The sequence below is a fragment of the Pseudomonas sp. Pdm06 genome, assembly GCF_014851795.1.
GTDB lineage: Bacteria > Pseudomonadota > Gammaproteobacteria > Pseudomonadales > Pseudomonadaceae > Aquipseudomonas > Aquipseudomonas fluorescens_AA.
In genome coordinates, this window is the sequence record NZ_JACVAH010000012.1 from 132,358 (window position 1) to 149,309 (window position 16,952).

General features: G+C 63.3%; 15 protein-coding genes. All 15 read left to right on the forward strand.

Going from position 1 to position 16,952, the window contains the following annotated elements:
- The first annotated feature begins 80 nt into the window (after positions 1-80).
- Positions 81-536, forward strand: a complete 456-nt coding sequence (gene mraZ / locus IB266_RS19830) for a division/cell wall cluster transcriptional repressor MraZ (protein ID WP_003205355.1) — start codon at positions 81-83, stop codon at positions 534-536.
- Positions 533-1,480, forward strand: a complete 948-nt coding sequence (gene rsmH, locus IB266_RS19835; protein ID WP_060740751.1) for a 16S rRNA (cytosine(1402)-N(4))-methyltransferase RsmH — start codon at positions 533-535, stop codon at positions 1,478-1,480. Before mraZ ends, rsmH begins: the two co-directional genes overlap by 4 nt.
- Positions 1,477-1,770, forward strand: coding sequence for a cell division protein FtsL (gene ftsL / locus IB266_RS19840; protein WP_003178214.1), 294 nt, complete (start codon positions 1,477-1,479; stop codon positions 1,768-1,770). The genes rsmH and ftsL overlap by 4 nt, the downstream gene beginning before the upstream one ends.
- Positions 1,770-3,509: a peptidoglycan D,D-transpeptidase FtsI family protein gene (locus IB266_RS19845; protein ID WP_170842280.1), complete on the forward strand. Its 1,740-nt coding sequence runs from the start codon at positions 1,770-1,772 to the stop codon at positions 3,507-3,509. The genes ftsL and IB266_RS19845 overlap by 1 nt, the downstream gene beginning before the upstream one ends.
- Positions 3,509-4,972 (forward strand): UDP-N-acetylmuramoyl-L-alanyl-D-glutamate--2,6-diaminopimelate ligase, encoded by a 1,464-nt coding sequence (locus IB266_RS19850; RefSeq protein ID WP_192262173.1) that lies wholly within the window; start codon positions 3,509-3,511, stop codon positions 4,970-4,972. Before IB266_RS19845 ends, IB266_RS19850 begins: the two co-directional genes overlap by 1 nt.
- Entirely contained in the window at positions 4,965-6,332 is a 1,368-nt protein-coding gene (locus IB266_RS19855; protein ID WP_060740754.1) for a UDP-N-acetylmuramoyl-tripeptide--D-alanyl-D-alanine ligase, read from the forward strand. The genes IB266_RS19850 and IB266_RS19855 overlap by 8 nt, the downstream gene beginning before the upstream one ends.
- Positions 6,332-7,414, forward strand: coding sequence for a phospho-N-acetylmuramoyl-pentapeptide-transferase (gene mraY / locus IB266_RS19860; protein WP_003205349.1), 1,083 nt, complete (start codon positions 6,332-6,334; stop codon positions 7,412-7,414). Before IB266_RS19855 ends, mraY begins: the two co-directional genes overlap by 1 nt.
- A gap of 5 nt (positions 7,415-7,419) precedes the next feature.
- A complete protein-coding gene (gene murD, locus IB266_RS19865; RefSeq protein WP_192262174.1) occupies positions 7,420-8,766 on the forward strand; it encodes a UDP-N-acetylmuramoyl-L-alanine--D-glutamate ligase in 1,347 nt (448 codons plus the stop codon).
- Positions 8,763-9,980 carry a putative lipid II flippase FtsW gene (gene ftsW / locus IB266_RS19870; protein ID WP_092166204.1) on the forward strand — a complete coding sequence of 406 codons (1,218 nt, stop codon included), beginning with the start codon at positions 8,763-8,765 and terminating at the stop codon, positions 9,978-9,980. Before murD ends, ftsW begins: the two co-directional genes overlap by 4 nt.
- Positions 9,970-11,040 (forward strand): undecaprenyldiphospho-muramoylpentapeptide beta-N-acetylglucosaminyltransferase, encoded by a 1,071-nt coding sequence (murG, locus tag IB266_RS19875; protein WP_092166206.1) that lies wholly within the window; start codon positions 9,970-9,972, stop codon positions 11,038-11,040. Before ftsW ends, murG begins: the two co-directional genes overlap by 11 nt.
- Positions 11,033-12,493 carry a UDP-N-acetylmuramate--L-alanine ligase gene (gene murC / locus IB266_RS19880; RefSeq protein WP_092204138.1) on the forward strand — a complete coding sequence of 487 codons (1,461 nt, stop codon included), beginning with the start codon at positions 11,033-11,035 and terminating at the stop codon, positions 12,491-12,493. The genes murG and murC overlap by 8 nt, the downstream gene beginning before the upstream one ends.
- Positions 12,490-13,455: a D-alanine--D-alanine ligase gene (locus IB266_RS19885; protein WP_192262175.1), complete on the forward strand. Its 966-nt coding sequence runs from the start codon at positions 12,490-12,492 to the stop codon at positions 13,453-13,455. The genes murC and IB266_RS19885 overlap by 4 nt, the downstream gene beginning before the upstream one ends.
- Positions 13,456-13,458: 3 nt before the next feature.
- On the forward strand, positions 13,459-14,325 hold the full coding sequence (locus IB266_RS19890; RefSeq protein WP_042729561.1) for a cell division protein FtsQ/DivIB: 867 nt from the start codon (positions 13,459-13,461) through the stop codon (positions 14,323-14,325).
- Positions 14,326-14,340: 15 nt separating this feature from the next.
- On the forward strand, positions 14,341-15,600 hold the full coding sequence (gene ftsA / locus IB266_RS19895; protein ID WP_003205342.1) for a cell division protein FtsA: 1,260 nt from the start codon (positions 14,341-14,343) through the stop codon (positions 15,598-15,600).
- 98 nt (positions 15,601-15,698) lie between these two features.
- Entirely contained in the window at positions 15,699-16,892 is a 1,194-nt protein-coding gene (ftsZ, locus tag IB266_RS19900; RefSeq protein ID WP_003205341.1) for a cell division protein FtsZ, read from the forward strand.
- Positions 16,893-16,952: the final 60 nt, after the last annotated feature.

A 16,952-nucleotide genomic window follows, 5' to 3' on the forward strand; every position in this document is an offset into this window, starting at 1 on the left:
ATAGTGTGCGCAAGTGGCGGAAAGTGGCATGAAGTGGGTTTTTTTGAAGGTAAAACGCCAAAAAGTGGAGAAACGCTGACGTGTTTCGCGGAGCTAACGCTATCAGTCTCGATGCAAAAGGCCGGCTCGCCATGCCCAGCCGGTATCGTGACGAGCTCGTTTCGCGAAGTTCGGGGCAGTTAATCGTCACGATCGACGCCGTTGACCCATGTTTGTGTGTTTACCCTCTGGATGAGTGGGAAATCATCGAAACCAAACTGCGCGCACTGCCTTCGCTGCGTGAAGAAAACCGCCGTCTGCAACGCTTGCTGATCGGTAATGCCGTCGACCTCGAACTCGATGGCAGCGGTCGTTTCCTGGTGCCACCGCGCCTGCGCGAGTACGCCAAGCTGGATAAGCGCGCGATGCTGGTGGGCCAACTGAACAAGTTCCAACTGTGGGACGAAGATGCCTGGAATGCGGTTTCTGCCGCTGACCTCGCTGCTATTCAACAACCGGGCGCCATGCCTGACGAACTGCGTGATTTGATCCTGTGACTATTGATAGCGGCTTTAACCACATCACCGTACTGCTTGACGAAGCCGTCGAGGCTCTCGCCGTACGTCCTGATGGCTGCTATCTGGACGGCACGTTCGGGCGTGGCGGACACAGCCGGTTGATTCTCAGCCAGCTCGGTCCGGACGGCCGGTTGCTGGGGTTCGACAAGGATCCTCAAGCGATTGCCACCGGGCAAGCGCTGGCGGCCGAAGACGGCCGCTTTGTCGTTGTGCAGCGCAGCTTTGCCGAGCTGGGCGCGGAAGTCGCCGAGCGTGGCCTGGCCGGCAAGGTCAGTGGCGTGCTGCTTGACCTGGGCGTGTCGTCGCCACAACTGGACGACCCGGAGCGCGGCTTCAGTTTCCTCAATGACGGCCCGCTGGACATGCGTATGGACCCGTCCCGCGGGATCAGCGCCGCCGAATTCGTCAACACCGCCCCGGTGGAAGAAATCGCCCGTGTCTTCAAGGAGTACGGTGAAGAGCGTTTCTCCGGTCGCATGGCACGCGCCGTGGTCGAGCGCCGCGACATCAAGCCTTTCGAGCGCACCGGCGACCTGGCCGAGGTGTTGAAAGTGGCCAACCCGGCCTGGGAAAAGGGCAAGAACCCGGCGACCCGGGCTTTCCAGGGCCTGCGCATCCACGTCAATAACGAACTGGGCGATCTGCAGGTGGGTCTCGAAGCGGCGCTTGAGGCGCTGGAGATCGGCGGTCGTCTGGTGGTGATCAGCTTCCATTCCCTGGAAGACCGTATCGTCAAGCTGTTCATGCGCAAGCTCACCAAGGGTGAAGCCGATAACCTGCCGCGCAACCTGCCGGTGCGTTTCGAAGCCTTTGTGCCGAAAATCAAGATCCATGGCAAAGCGCAGTTCGCTTCCGAAGCCGAACTCAAGGCCAACCCACGCGCCCGTAGCGCCGTCATGCGCGTCGCGGAGAAGTTGCGGTGAGCAAGCTCTTCGCCAAGCCCCTGCCCGGCGGCAGCTTTTTCATGCTGCTGCTGTTTATAGGCGTGCTCGTGTCGGCCATCGCCGTGTCCTATAGCGCGCACTGGAACCGGCAGTTGCTCAATACCCTTTATAACGAACTCAGCGTGCGCGACAAGGCGCAGGCCGAGTGGGGGCGTTTGATCCTGGAACAGAGCACCTGGACCGCCCACAGCCGTATCGAAGTCCTGGCCACCGAACAGTTGAAAATGCGCATTCCCGGCGCCGCCGAAGTGCAGATGGTGGCGCCATGATGAAACTCGAAGGGGCGCTGTTCCCGTGGCGGTTTCGTCTGGTCCTGGGCTTGCTCGGGATCATGGTGGCGGCGATTTCGTGGCGCATCATCGACCTGCAGGTCGTCGACCGTGACTTCCTCAAGGGGCAGGGCGATGCCCGCAGTGTGCGGCATATTCCGATCCCGGCTCACCGAGGCCTGATCACCGACCGCAATGGCGAACCCCTGGCCGTGAGTACCCCGGTGACCACCTTGTGGGCCAACGCCAAGGAAATGCAGCTGGCCAAGGAAAAATGGCCGGCCTTGGCCGCCGCCCTCGGGCAGGACCCCAAGGCCCTGGCCGAGCGCCTCGAAGCCCAGGCCAACAAGGAATTCATTTACCTGGTGCGCGGCTTGACGCCCGAGCAGGGCCAGAGCGTGCTCGATTTGAAAGTACCCGGTGTCTACGGCATCGAGGAGTTCCGGCGTTTCTACCCGGCCGGTGAGGTCACGGCCCACATGGTCGGGTTTACCGACATCGATGACCGGGGCCGGGAAGGTGTCGAACTGGCCTATGACGAATGGCTCGCCGGGGTCGCCGGCAAGCGACAGGTCATCAAGGACCGGCGCGGCCGGCTGATCAAGGATGTCCAAGTCACCAAAAACGCCAAGGCCGGCAAGCCCTTGGCGTTGTCCATTGACCTGCGCCTGCAATACCTGGCCAACCGCGAGCTGCGCAATGCCATCGTCGAGAACGGTGCCAAGGCTGGCAGCCTGGTGATCATGGACGTGAAGACTGGCGAGATCCTGGCGATGGTCAACCAGCCGACCTACAACCCGAACAACCGTCGCAACCTGCAGCCGGCGATGATGCGCAACCGCGCGATGATCGACGTGTTCGAGCCGGGTTCGACCATGAAGGCCGTGTCCATGGCCGCCGCCCTGGAAACCGGGCGCTGGAAGCCGAGCGACACCGTCGAGGTGTACCCGGGCACCCTGCAGATCGGCAAGTACACCATCCGCGATGTGTCCAAGACCGAAGGTCCGGTGCTTGACCTGACCGGCATCCTGATCAACTCCAGTAACGTCGGCATGAGCAAGATCGCCTTCGATATCGGCGGCGAAACGATCTATCGCCTGGCCCAGAAAATCGGCCTCGGCCAGGACACCGGCCTGGGCTTCCCGGGCGAGCGTGTCGGCAACCTGCCGAACTACCGTGACTGGCGCAAGGCTGAAACCGCCACGTTGTCCTACGGCTACGGTGTTTCCGTGACCGCGATCCAGTTGGTCCATGCGTTTTCCGCCCTGGCGAACAACGGGCGCATGGCACCGCTGACCCTGATCAAGACCGACAAGGCGCCGCAGACCACCCAGGTGATCCCGGAAAATGTCGCCAAGACCATGCAGGGCATGCTGCAGCAGGTGATCGAGGCGCCGCGTGGTGTCTATCGCGCCCAGGTGCCGGCGTACCACGTGGCAGGTAAATCGGGTACGGCCCGTAAAACCTCCGTGGGCACCAAAGGCTACGCCGAGAACTCCTACCGTTCGCTGTTTGCCGGCTTCGGCCCGATGAGCGACCCGCGCTACGCCATCGTCGTGGTCATCGACGAACCGAGCAAGGCGGGTTATTTCGGTGGCCTGGTCTCGGCGCCGGTGTTCAGCAAAGTGATGTCCGGCACCCTGCGCCTGATGAACATTACCCCGGATAACCTGCCGCCGACCCAGCAGGCCAATACCGCACCGGTCGTTCCCTTGAAAGCCGAAGGAGGGCGTGGCTGATGTCCCTGAGCCTGAACAAGATTTTTGCCCACGCCGGTCACGATCTGCTGATTCGTGAATTGGCCCTGGACAGCCGCAATGTACGTGCCGGGGACTTGTTCCTGGCGGTGCCGGGCGCCCGTGTCGATGGCCGTGACCATATCGCCGACGCCTTGAAGCGTGGCGCGGCTGCCGTGGCTTATGAAGTGCAAGGTGCCACCGTGCTGCCCATCACTGATGTGCCCTTGATTCCGGTCAAGGGCCTGGCGGCGCAGCTGTCGGACATCGCCGGGCGTTTTTATGGCGACCCGAGCCGTCACCTGAACCTGGTGGGCGTGACGGGTACCAACGGCAAGACCAGCGTGACCCAACTGGTGGCCCAGGCATTGGACCTGCTCGGCCAGCATTGCGGGATTGTCGGCACCTTGGGTAACGGTTTTCATGGCGCGCTGGAAAGCGGCCTGCACACCACGCCGAACCCGATTGCCGTGCAAGCGACCCTGGCGGACCTGAAGAAGGCCGGTGCCAAGGCCGTTGCGATGGAAGTCTCGTCCCATGGCCTGGACCAGGGCCGAGTGACGGCGCTGGCATTCGATGTGGCGGTGTTGACCAACTTGTCCCGGGACCACCTGGATTACCACGGCACCATGCAGGCCTACGGCGAAGCCAAGGCCAAGCTGTTTGCCTGGAATGACTTGAAATGCCGGGTCATCAACCTCGATGACGAGTTCGGTCGGCAACTGGCCGCCGACAAGCGCGAGTCCCGGTTGATCACCTATAGCCTGGAAGATACCAGCGCCTACCTTTATATACGTCAGGCGCAGTTCAATGACGAAGGCGTACGCGCCACGCTGGTCACGCCCCAGGGCGAGCACCACGTGCGCAGCCCTTTGCTCGGCCGCTTCAACCTGAGCAACGTATTGGCGGCCATCGGCGCCTTGCTCGGCCTGGACTATGCGCTGGACGAAATTCTCAAGGTGTTGCCAAAGCTCGAAGGGCCAGCCGGGCGCATGCAGCGCCTGGGCGGTGGGGCCCAACCGTTGGTGGTGGTCGATTACGCCCATACCCCCGACGCGTTGGAAAAAGTCCTCACGGCCCTGCGTCCTCACGCCAAGGGCAAGTTGCTGTGCCTGTTCGGCTGCGGTGGCGATCGTGATCGCGGCAAGCGCCCATTGATGGCCGAAGTCGTGGAGCGGCTGGCAGACGGTGTGCTGGTCACCGACGACAACCCGCGCAGCGAAGACCCACTGCGAATTTTCGACGACATCCGCGCCGGTTTTACCGCTGTGGATAAGGTCAACTTCGTCGCCGGTCGCGGCCAGGCCATCGCCCAATTGATCGCCAGCGCTTCGGCGGACGATGTCATCGTCCTGGCAGGCAAGGGCCACGAGGACTATCAGGAAATCAACGGCGAACGCCATGCGTTCTCCGATCTGGTGGAAGCCGATCACGCCCTGACCGCGTGGGAGGTGGCTCATGCTTAAGGCCCTGAAACTCAGCGAACTGACCAACGCCCTGAATGCGCGCCTCATCGCCGCGGACGCCAGCTTCGACGGCGTCAGCATCGACAGCCGGGCGATCGCACCGGGGCAATTGTTCGTCGCCCTGGCCGGGCCGCGTTTCGACGGTCACGATTACTTGAACGAGGTCGCGGGCAAAGGTGCGGTCGCGGCCCTGGTCGAGCGGGAAGTGAGCAACAGCACGTTGCCGCAATTGCTCGTCAACGACACTCGCCAGGCCCTGGGCCAGCTCGGTGCACTGAACCGTGCGGCGTATGGCAACCCGGTCGCCGCCATCACCGGCTCCAGCGGCAAGACCACGGTCAAGGAAATGCTCGCCAGCATCCTGCGCACCCGCGGTCCGGTGCTGGCGACCCGGGGCAACCTGAACAACGACCTCGGCGTGCCGCTGACCTTGCTGGAGCTGGCGCCGGAGCACAGCGCCGCCGTCATCGAGCTGGGGGCTTCGCGGCTTGGCGAGATTGCCTACACCGTGGCGATGACCAAGCCTCATGTGGCGGTGCTCAACAACGCCGGTACCGCCCACGTCGGCGAGTTCGGCGGCCCGGAAAAAATTGTCGAGGCCAAGGGCGAGATCATCGAGGGGCTGGATGCCGATGGCGTCGCCGTGTTGAATCTCGATGACAAGGCTTTCGAAATCTGGAAGACCCGGGCAGGCGAGCGCAAGGTGCTGACCTTTGCCCTGAGCAACCTCGCCGCGAATTTCTACGCCAGCGACCTGGATCGTGATGCCCGCGGTTGCCCGGCCTTCAACCTGCACAGCCCCGACGGCGCCGAGCGGGTCCAGTTGAACCTGCTGGGCACCCATAACGTTGCCAACGCCCTGGCCGCCGCGGCTGCCGCCCATGCCCTGGGCGTGTCGCTGCCGGGCATCGTCGCCGGGCTGAACGCCGTGCAGCCGGTCAAGGGGCGCTCCGTCGCGCAACTGGCCAGCAACGGCATGCGCGTGATCGACGACACCTACAACGCCAACCCGTCGTCCATGTGCGCGGCCGTGGACATCCTCGCCGGTTTCTCCGGCCGCACCGTGCTGGTGCTGGGGGATATCGGTGAACTGGGCGAATGGGCGCAACAGGGCCATCACGACGTTGGTGCCTATGCGCGCGGCAAGGTCGATGCGCTGTATGCGGTCGGTCCGATGATGGCCCATGCGGTCGCCGCGTTTGGCGAACACGCGCGGCATTTCACCACTCAAGCCGAACTGATCCAGGCCCTGGGCGCCGAGCAGGACCCGAACACCACCTTATTGATCAAGGGCTCACGCAGCGCAGCGATGGAAAACATCGTCGCGGCACTGTGCGGCGCCTCCACGGAGAAACATTAATGCTGCTGCTGCTAGCGGAGTACCTGCAACAGTTCCACAAAGGCTTCGCGGTCTTCCAGTACCTGACCCTGCGCGGGATCCTGGGTGTGCTGACCGCGTTGTCGTTGTCGCTGTTCCTGGGCCCGTGGATGATCCGCACCCTGCAGAACCTGCAGATCGGCCAGTCGGTCCGTAACGACGGTCCGCAATCGCACCTGTCCAAATCCGGCACCCCGACCATGGGTGGCGCGTTGATCCTGTCGTCCATCGGCATCAGTACCTTGCTCTGGGCCGACCTGGCGAACCGCTACGTCTGGGTCGTGCTGTTGGTGACTTTGCTTTTCGGTGCCATTGGCTGGGTCGACGATTACCGCAAGGTGATCGAGAAGAACTCCCGGGGGCTGCCGAGCCGCTGGAAATATTTCTGGCAGTCGGTGTTCGGCCTCGGCGCGGCGATCTTCCTTTACATGACCGCCGCCTCGCCGGTGGAAACCACCCTGATCCTGCCGATGCTCAAGGACTACAGCATTCCGCTGGGCGCCGGTTTCATCGTGCTGACCTACCTGGTCATCGTTGGGTCGAGTAACGCGGTCAACCTCACCGACGGCCTCGACGGCCTGGCGATCATGCCGACGGTCATGGTCGGTGGCGCGCTGGGGATCTTCTGCTACCTGTCGGGTAACGTGAAATTCGCCGAATACCTGCTGATCCCTTATGTGCCGGGGGCGGGCGAGCTGATCGTGTTCTGCGGTGCACTGATCGGTGCCGGCCTGGGCTTTTTGTGGTTCAACACCTACCCGGCGCAAGTCTTCATGGGCGATGTCGGCGCGCTGGCGCTGGGCGCGGCCCTGGGCACCATCGCGGTGATCGTTCGCCAGGAAATCGTCCTGTTCATCATGGGCGGCGTGTTCGTGATGGAGACCCTGTCAGTCGTCATTCAGGTTGCTTCCTTTAAATTGACCGGCCGCCGCGTATTCCGCATGGCGCCGATTCACCACCACTTTGAACTCAAGGGCTGGCCCGAGCCGCGTGTGATCGTCCGTTTCTGGATCATCACCGTGATTCTGGTGCTGATCGGCCTTGCCACCCTGAAGCTGAGGTAGAACGAGTGTCCCTGATCGCTTCTGACCACTTCCGCATCGTTGTCGGCCTCGGCAAGAGCGGCATGTCCCTGGTTCGCTTCCTGGCGAACCGGGGCGTGTCGTTTGCCGTGGCCGACACGCGGGAAAATCCGCCTGAGTTGGCCACGCTGCGCCGTGACTATCCCCAGGTGGACGTGCGTTGTGGCGAGCTGGACGTCGAGTTCCTGTGCCGCGCCGATGAGCTCTACGTGAGCCCCGGCCTGGCCCTCGCGACTCCGGCCCTGCAGGCGGCCGCTGCCCGTGGCGTGAAACTGTCCGGCGACATCGAGCTGTTCGCGCGTAACGCCAAGGCGCCGATCGTTGCCATCAGCGGTTCGAACGCCAAGAGCACCGTCACCACCCTGGTGGGCGAGATGGCCGCGGCGGCCGGCAAGCGCGTCGCCGTGGGCGGCAACCTCGGTACCCCGGCCCTGGACCTGCTCAGCGACGACGTCGAGCTGTACGTGATGGAGCTGTCGAGCTTCCAGCTGGAAACCACCGACCACCTGGGCGCCGAAGTGGCCACCGTGCTCAACGTCAGCGAAGACCACATGGACCGCTACAGCGGCCTGCCGGCCTATCACCTGGCCAAGCACCGGATCTTCCGGGGTGCCCGGCAGGTGGTGTTCAACCGCCAGGACGCCTTGACCCGTCCGTTGCTGGGCGAGGGCATGCCGTGCTGGTCCTTCGGCCTGGGTGTTCCGGATTTCAAAGGCTTCGGTTTGCGCGAAGAGAATGGCGAGAAATACCTGGCCTTCGAATTCCAGAACCTGATGCCGGTGCGTGAACTGAAGATTCGTGGCGCCCATAACCAGGCCAATGCCCTGGCCGCGTTGGCCCTGGGGCATGCGGTCGGCCTGCCGTTCGACGCCATGCTATCGGCCCTGCGCACGTTTGCCGGTCTCGAACACCGCTGCCAGTGGGTGCGCGACCTCGATGGCGTGGCCTGGTACAACGACTCCAAGGCCACCAACGTCGGTGCCGCGCTGGCGGCCATCGAAGGGCTGGGGGCGGACATCGCAGGCAAGCTCGTGCTGATCGCCGGCGGCGACGGCAAGGGCGCCGACTTCAAGGACCTGCGCGATCCCGTGGCAGCCAACTGCCGTGCCGTGGTGCTGATGGGCCGCGACCGCGAATTGATCGCCCAGGCCCTCGGCGATGCCGTGCCGCTGGTTCGCGTCGGTTCGCTGGACGAGGCGGTGCAGCAATGCCGCGCTCTCGCGCACCCGGGCGACGCGGTGCTGTTGTCGCCGGCCTGCGCCAGTTTCGACATGTTCAAGAACTATGAAGAGCGCGGGCAGTTGTTCGCCCGGGCCGCGGAGGACTTGGCATGAGCCTGATGAACATCATCAAGCCGTACCCGTCGCCGTTGATCACCGGACGTGGCATCGACCTGGATTTCCCGATGCTCGCCGGTTGCCTGGCCTTGCTGGGCCTGGGCCTGGTGATGATCACCTCCGCGTCGTCGGAAGTGGCCGCCGTGCAGTCGGGCAACACCCTTTACCACATGATCCGCCACCTCGTTTACCTGGTGATCGGCCTGGGCGCGTGCATCGTCACCATGATGGTGCCAATCGCTACCTGGCAACGCCTGGGCTGGTTAATGCTGCTCGGTGCCTTCGGCCTGTTGGTGATGGTGCTGGTGCCGGGGATCGGCCGCGAGGTCAACGGCTCGATGCGCTGGATCGGCTTCAGCTTCTTCAACGTGCAGCCCTCGGAGATCGCCAAGGTCTTCGTGGTGATTTTCCTGGCCGGTTATCTGGTGCGTCGCCAGAAAGAAGTGCGCGAGAGCTGGATGGGCTTCTTCAAGCCGTTCATCGTCTTGCTGCCCATGGCGGGCCTGCTGCTGATGGAGCCGGACTTCGGCGCCACGGTGGTGATGATGGGCGCCGCAGCGGCGATGCTGTTCCTCGGTGGGGTCGGGCTGTTTCGCTTCATCCTGATGGTGGCGTTGGCGGTGGCGGCCGTGACCGTGCTGGTTCAGGCGCAACCGTACCGGATGGCGCGCCTGATCACCTTTACCGACCCGTGGGCCGACCAGTTCGGTTCCGGCTATCAATTGACCCAGGCCTTGATTGCCTTCGGTCGCGGCGAATGGTTGGGCGTGGGCCTGGGCAACAGCGTGCAGAAGCAGTTCTACCTGCCGGAAGCCCACACCGACTTCGTATTCTCGGTACTGGCCGAAGAGCTGGGCGTCGTCGGCTCCCTGTGCACCGTCGCCCTGTTCGTGTTCGTCTGTGTACGCGGCATGTACATCGGCTTGTGGGCCGAAAAGGCCAAGCAGTTTTTCGCCGCTTACGTGGCGTATGGCTTGTCGTTCCTGTGGATCGGCCAGTTCCTGATCAACATCGGCGTGAACGTCGGCCTCTTGCCGACCAAGGGTCTGACGCTGCCGTTCCTCAGTTATGGCGGCAGTTCCCTGGTGATCTGCTGCGCGTGCCTTGGTTTGTTGCTGCGCATCGAATGGGAGAGCCGAACCCACCTGGGCAGCGAAGAGATGGAATTCCAGGAGAGCGACTTCGCCGAGGAGCCGACTCATGGGCGCTAACGTGCTGATCATGGCGGGCGGTACCGGCGGGCACGTGTTCCCGGCGCTGGCCTGTGCCCGGGAGTTCCAGTCACGGGGCTACACCGTGCACTGGCTGGGTACGCCGCGGGGCATCGAGAACGAACTGGTGCCTGGCGCCGGCCTCGAACTGCACCGGATCGACGCCAGCGGCCTGCGGGGCAAGGGCAAGTTGTCGTTGCTCAAGGCGCCGCTGATGCTGCTCAAGTCGATCTGGCAGGCACGAGCGATCATTCGTCGGTTGCGCCCGGTGTGCGTGGTCGGGTTCGGTGGTTATGTGACCGGCCCTGGCGGCGTTGCGGCAAAACTGGCCGGCGTGCCGGTGATCGTCCACGAGCAGAACGCCGTGGCCGGTACCGCCAATCGGTTACTGGTGCCGTTGGCCGCCCGGGTCTGTGAAGCCTTTCCCGACACCTTTACCCTGTCGGGCAGCCGCCGCACCACCGGTAATCCGGTGCGTACCGAGCTGTTCCTGGAGACACCGCGCCCGGCCCTGGCTGGACGCAAGGCGCGTTTGCTGATCCTGGGTGGAAGCCTGGGGGCGGAACCGTTGAACAAATTGCTGCCCGAAGCCTTGTCGCTGGTCGCTCCCGACCTGCGGCCGGAAGTGTTCCATCAGGCTGGCAAAAATCACGATGAAGTGACCGCCGAGCGCTACCGCGCCGCTGGCGTCGAGGCGCAAGTGCAGCCTTTCATCAAAGACATGGCCCAAGCCTATGGCTGGGCCGACCTGGTGGTCTGCCGCGCAGGCGCGCTGACCATCAGTGAACTGGCTGCCGCCGGTCTGCCCTCGATGCTGGTGCCTTTGCCCCACGCCATTGACGATCACCAGACCCGTAACGCCGATTATTTGGCCCGTGAAGGCGCTGCCTTCCTGATGCCGCAAAGAACGACTGGCGCCGCGGATCTCGCCGCCCGCCTGACAGAGGTTTTGATGCAGCCGCAACGACTTGAAGACATGGCCCGCGCCGCCCGCCGCCTGGCCAAACCCGATGCCACGGCCCAAGTGGTCGATACCTGCCTGGAGGTGGCCCATGGTTGAGAATCGCAAAGCCATGCCGCAACCGGAAATGCGCCGTATCCGCCGCATCCACTTCGTCGGTATCGGCGGCGTGGGCATGTGCGGGATCGCCGAGGTATTGCTGAACCTGGGTTACCAGGTCTCGGGTTCCGACCTGAAAGCTTCCCCGGTCACCGAGCGCCTGGAGTCCTTCGGTGCGCAGATCTTTATCGGTCACCGTGCCGAGAACGCCGCCAATGCTGACGTGCTGGTGGTTTCCAGCGCCGTGAACACCTCCAACCCGGAAGTCGCCACCGCCCTGGAGCGTCGCATTCCGGTGGTGCCACGGGCTGAGATGCTCGCCGAGCTGATGCGCTATCGCCATGGCATCGCCGTCGCCGGTACCCACGGCAAAACCACCACCACCAGCCTGATCGCCTCGGTGTTCGCGGCCGGTGGCCTGGACCCGACGTTTGTGATCGGTGGTCGTCTGAATGCCGCGGGCACCAATGCCCAGCTGGGCACCAGCCGCTACCTGATCGCCGAAGCCGACGAGAGCGATGCGAGCTTCCTGCACCTGCAACCGCTGGTGGCCGTGGTGACCAACATCGACGCCGACCACATGGCGACCTACGACGGTGACTTCAACAAATTGAAGAAAACCTTCGTCGAGTTCCTGCACAACCTGCCGTTCTACGGTCTGGCCGTGGTGTGCCTGGACGACCCGGTGGTGCGTGAAATCCTGCCGCTGATCAAGCGTCCGACCGTGACCTACGGCTTTGGCGAAGACGCCGACGTGCGCGCCATCAACGTGCGCCAGCAAGGCATGCAGACGTTCTTCACCGTCTTGCGCCCTGATCGCGAGCCGTTGGACGTGTCGGTGAACATGCCCGGCAACCACAACGTGCTCAATTCCTTGGCCACCATCTGCATCGCCACCGACGAAGGCGTCAGCGATGAAGCCATCGTCCAGGGCCTGTCCGGGTTCCAGGGCGTGGGCCGGCGTTTCCAGGTCTACGGCGAACTGCCGGTGGAAGGCGGCAACGTGATGCTGGTGGACGACTATGGCCACCACCCGACCGAAGTCGCGGCGGTGATCAAGGCCGTGCGCGGTGGCTGGCCGGAGCGGCGCCTGGTGATGGTTTACCAGCCGCACCGCTATAGCCGCACCCGCGACCTGTATGACGATTTCGTCCAGGTGCTGGCCGACGCCAACGTGCTGCTGTTGATGGAAGTCTACCCGGCCGGTGAAGAACCGATCCCAGGGGCCGACAGCCGCCAGCTGTGCCACAGCATCCGTCAACGCGGCCAATTGGACCCGATCTACATCGAACGTGGCGTAGACCTCGCGCCGCTGGTCAAGCCGTTGCTGCGCGCCGGCGACATCCTGCTGTGCCAGGGGGCCGGTGACATCGGTGGCCTGGCCCCGAAACTGTTGAAAAGTCCGTTATTCGCCGGAGCAATCGTGGCCTCCAGCGAGGGGAAACTGAAATGACTGCTGCCTACGCCAACCTGGTCTCGACCCTCGATCCGAAAGCCTTCGGCCGCGTGGCCGTGCTGTTCGGTGGCAAGAGCGCCGAGCGCGAGGTGTCCCTCAAGTCCGGCAACGCCGTGCTGCAAGCCTTGCAAAGTGCCGGCGTCGACGCCTTCGGTATCGACGTGGGCGACGATTTCCTGCAGCGCCTGCTGAGCGAAAAGATCGATCGCGCGTTCATCATCCTCCATGGTCGCGGCGGCGAAGACGGCAGCATGCAAGGCCTGCTCGAATGCCTGGGGATCCCCTACACCGGCAGCGGCATCCTGGCATCCGCCCTGGCGATGGACAAACTGCGCACCAAGCAGGTCTGGCACAGCCTCGGCATTCCGACGCCGCGTCACGCCGTGCTGGCGTCCGAGGCCGATTGTATTTCGGCGGCCACGGAACTGGGCTTCCCTTTGATCGTCAAACCGGCCCATGAAGGTTCAAGTATCGGCATGGCGAAAGTGAATTCGCTGCCTGAGTTGACCGCGGCATGGAAGGACGCCAGTTCCTACGATTCGCAAGTGTTGGTCGAACAATGGATCACCGGTCCCGAGTTCACCATCGCCACCCTGCGTGACCAGGTGTTGCCCCCGATTGCGCTGGGCACGCCCCACACGTTCTACGACTACGACGCCAAGTACATCGCCAACGATACCCAGTACCGCATTCCCTGCGGGCTGGACGCTGCCAAGGAAAAAGAACTGATGGACCTCACGGCCAAGGCCTGTGAGGCGCTGGGTATCGCCGGTTGGGGCCGGGCAGACGTGATGCAGGACGCCGATGGGCAGTTCTGGTTCCTGGAAGTCAACACCGCGCCCGGCATGACCGATCACAGCCTGGTACCGATGGCGGCCCGTGCCGCCGGTCTGGATTTCCAGCAACTGGTGTTGTCGATCCTGGCGGCCAGTGTCGGCCCTCAAGAGCCAAGAGGTTAAGCCATGCAAGGCGCATCGCTTCGTCATCAGCCATCCGCACCCGGTCGCAAGCCGGTGCCGCGGGGTGCCAGCCGAATGGTGGCCAAAGAGCCGATGTCGGCGCGCTTGCCGAAAGCCAATTTTGGTTTTCTCAAGAGCCTGTTCTGGCCGGTGCTGCTGGTGGCGTTGGGGTTCGGTACCTATGAAGGCGCGCAACGGTTGCTGCCTTATGCCGACCGGCCGATCGCCCGGATCAACGTCCAGGGCGACCTGAGCTACATCAGCCAGCAGGCAGTGCAGCAGCGGATCGCCCCGTTCGTCGCGTCGAGTTTCTTCACCATCGACCTGGCGGGCATGCGCACGGAGCTGGAGCAGATGCCCTGGATCGCTCACGCCGAAGTCCGGCGGGTGTGGCCCGACCAGGTGTCGATTCGCCTGGAAGAGCAACTGCCGGTGGCCCGTTGGGGCGACGAGTCGCTGTTGAATAACCAGGGCCAGGCGTTTACGCCGCGAGAACTGGCCAACTATGAACATTTGCCACAACTGTTCGGTCCACAGCGGGCCCAGCAGCAAGTGATGCAGCAATACCAGGTGTTGAGCCAGATGTTGCGGCCGTTGGGCTTCTCCATCGCGCGCCTGGAATTGCGTGAGCGCGGCAGTTGGTTCCTGACCACTGGCGCGGGCAGCTCGGGGCCGGGCATCGAGCTGTTGCTCGGGCGCGGCAACCTGGTGGAAAAGATGCGCCGCTTCATCGCCATCTACGACAAGACGCTCAAAGAACAGATTACGAACATTGCGCGCATCGATCTGCGCTACGCCAACGGCCTGGCCGTTGGCTGGCGGGAACCTGTAGCGCCGACGACGGCCGAACCCGCCGTCGCGAAGAATTAAGAAGAGGCAGGACCCATGGCAAACGTGCAAAGCGGGAAAATGATCGTCGGTCTCGATATCGGCACTTCCAAGGTGGTGGCGCTGGTAGGCGAAGTCGCGGACGACGGCACGCTGGTCATCGTCGGGATCGGTACACACCCGTCTCGCGGCTTGAAAAAAGGCGTGGTGGTGAATATCGAGTCCACCGTGCAATCGATCCAGCGCGCCATCGAAGAGGCGCAGCTGATGGCCGGTTGCCGGATCCACTCGGCGTTCGTCGGCGTGGCGGGCAATCACATCCGCAGCCTGAACTCCCACGGCATCGTGGCGATTCGTGATCGCGAAGTCAGCTCCGCGGACCTTGAGCGCGTACTCGACGCGGCCCAGGCCGTGGCGATCCCGGCCGACCAGCGTGTGCTGCACACCCTGCCGCAGGATTACGTGATCGATAACCAGGAAGGCGTGCGTGAGCCCCTGGGCATGTCCGGCGTGCGCCTGGAAGCCAAGGTCCACGTGGTGACCTGTGCGGTGAACGCCGCGCAGAACATCGAGAAATGCGTGCGTCGCTGCGGCCTGGAAATCGACGACATCATCCTCGAGCAACTGGCCTCGGCCTACTCGGTGCTGACCGACGACGAGAAAGAACTGGGCGTGTGCCTGGTGGACATCGGCGGCGGCACCACCGACATCGCGATCTTCACCGAAGGCGCGATCCGCCACACGGCCGTGATCCCGATTGCCGGCGACCAGGTGACCAACGACATCGCCATGGCGTTGCGCACTCCGACCCAGTACGCCGAGGAAATCAAGATCCGTTACGCCTGCGCCCTGGCGAAGCTGGCCGGTGCCGGTGAAACCATCAAGGTGCCGAGCGTCGGCGACCGCCCACCGCGCGAATTGTCGCGCCAGGCCCTGGCCGAAGTGGTCGAGCCGCGCTACGACGAGCTGTTCACGCTGATCCAGGCCGAACTGCGTCGCAGCGGCTACGAAGACCTGATCCCGGCCGGCATCGTGCTGACCGGCGGTACGTCGAAGATGGAAGGTGCGGTGGAGCTGGCCGAAGAAATTTTCCACATGCCGGTGCGCCTGGGCGTGCCCCATGGCGTCAAGGGCCTGGATGACGTGGTCCGCAACCCGATCTATTCCACCGGCGTGGGCCTGTTGATGTACGGCCTGCAGAAACAGTCCGACGGGATCTCGTTTTCAGGGATCGGCAGCCGCGACAGCTACAGCAGCGACGAGCCGAAGGCACCGCTGTTCGAGCGGCTCCAGGCTTGGGTCAAAGGCAACTTCTAAACAGTTTCAAAGCTTCACGCGGCAGGTTTCAGGCTTGGCGCTGGAAGACGCAGCAAACGCAGTAGGCGAAAAAACTAGAGAATGAAAGGAGAGGGAAAATGTTCGAACTCGTAGACAACATCCCCGCTAGCCCGGTTATCAAAGTAATCGGTGTCGGCGGTGGCGGCGGCAACGCTGTCAACCACATGGTCAAGAGCAACATTGAAGGCGTTGAATTCATCTGCGCCAACACTGATGCCCAGGCGCTGAAATCCATCGGCGCGCGGACCATCCTGCAACTGGGCACTGGCGTGACCAAAGGCCTGGGTGCCGGCGCCAACCCTGAGGTCGGTCGTCAGGCCGCTCTCGAAGACCGTGAGCGCATCGCTGAAGTCCTGCAAGGCACCAACATGGTGTTCATCACCACCGGCATGGGCGGCGGCACTGGTACGGGTGCGGCGCCAATCATCGCCGAAGTGGCCAAGGAAATGGGGATCCTCACCGTTGCGGTGGTGACCCGTCCGTTCCCTTTCGAAGGCCGCAAGCGTATGCAGATCGCCGACGAAGGTATCCGTCTGCTGTCTGAAAGCGTCGACTCGTTGATCACCATTCCCAACGAGAAGCTGCTGACCATCCTGGGTAAAGACGCAAGCCTGCTGTCGGCTTTCGCCAAGGCTGACGATGTACTGGCCGGTGCCGTTCGCGGTATCTCCGACATCATCAAGCGTCCAGGCATGATCAACGTCGACTTTGCCGACGTACGGACTGTCATGAGCGAAATGGGCATGGCAATGATGGGCACTGGCTGCGCCAGCGGTCCGAACCGTGCACGCGAGGCCACCGAAGCGGCCATCCGCAACCCGTTGCTCGAAGACGTGAACCTGCAAGGTGCACGCGGCATCCTGGTGAACATCACCGCCGGTCCTGACCTGTCCCTGGGTGAGTACTCCGACGTGGGTAGCATCATCGAAGCCTTCGCTTCCGAGCACGCGATGGTCAAGGTCGGTACCGTTATCGATCCGGACATGCGCGACGAGTTGCACGTTACCGTGGTTGCCACCGGTCTGGGCGCGAAAATCGAGAAGCCTGTGAAGGTCATCGACAACACCGTTCACACCTCCATGGCTTCGCAACCGCAACAACAAGTGGCTTCGCGCCAGGAAGCGCCTGCGGTGAACTACCGTGACCTGGACCGTCCGACCGTCATGCGCAACCAGGCTCAGGCCGGTACTGCGACTGCCGCGAAGATGAATCCGCAAGACGATCTGGATTACCTGGACATCCCGGCTTTCCTGCGTCGTCAGGCCGATTGATGAAATGTATCAGGGGGATACGGGTGATTGGTGTTCAGCAAAGGTCTGGTCTGCTATCAT

Coding starts and splice junctions, on each gene's coding strand:
- IB266_RS19845 (WP_170842280.1), top strand. CDS start 1,770: ATGAAACTCGAAGGGGCGCTGTTCCCGTGGCGGTTTCGTCTGGTCCTG.
- IB266_RS19850 (WP_192262173.1), top strand. CDS start 3,509: ATGTCCCTGAGCCTGAACAAGATTTTTGCCCACGCCGGTCACGATCTG.
- IB266_RS19855 (WP_060740754.1), top strand. CDS start 4,965: ATGCTTAAGGCCCTGAAACTCAGCGAACTGACCAACGCCCTGAATGCG.
- mraY (WP_003205349.1), top strand. CDS start 6,332: ATGCTGCTGCTGCTAGCGGAGTACCTGCAACAGTTCCACAAAGGCTTC.
- ftsW (WP_092166204.1), top strand. CDS start 8,763: ATGAGCCTGATGAACATCATCAAGCCGTACCCGTCGCCGTTGATCACC.
- murG (WP_092166206.1), top strand. CDS start 9,970: ATGGGCGCTAACGTGCTGATCATGGCGGGCGGTACCGGCGGGCACGTG.
- murC (WP_092204138.1), top strand. CDS start 11,033: ATGGTTGAGAATCGCAAAGCCATGCCGCAACCGGAAATGCGCCGTATC.
- IB266_RS19885 (WP_192262175.1), top strand. CDS start 12,490: ATGACTGCTGCCTACGCCAACCTGGTCTCGACCCTCGATCCGAAAGCC.
- IB266_RS19890 (WP_042729561.1), top strand. CDS start 13,459: ATGCAAGGCGCATCGCTTCGTCATCAGCCATCCGCACCCGGTCGCAAG.
- ftsA (WP_003205342.1), top strand. CDS start 14,341: ATGGCAAACGTGCAAAGCGGGAAAATGATCGTCGGTCTCGATATCGGC.
- ftsZ (WP_003205341.1), top strand. CDS start 15,699: ATGTTCGAACTCGTAGACAACATCCCCGCTAGCCCGGTTATCAAAGTA.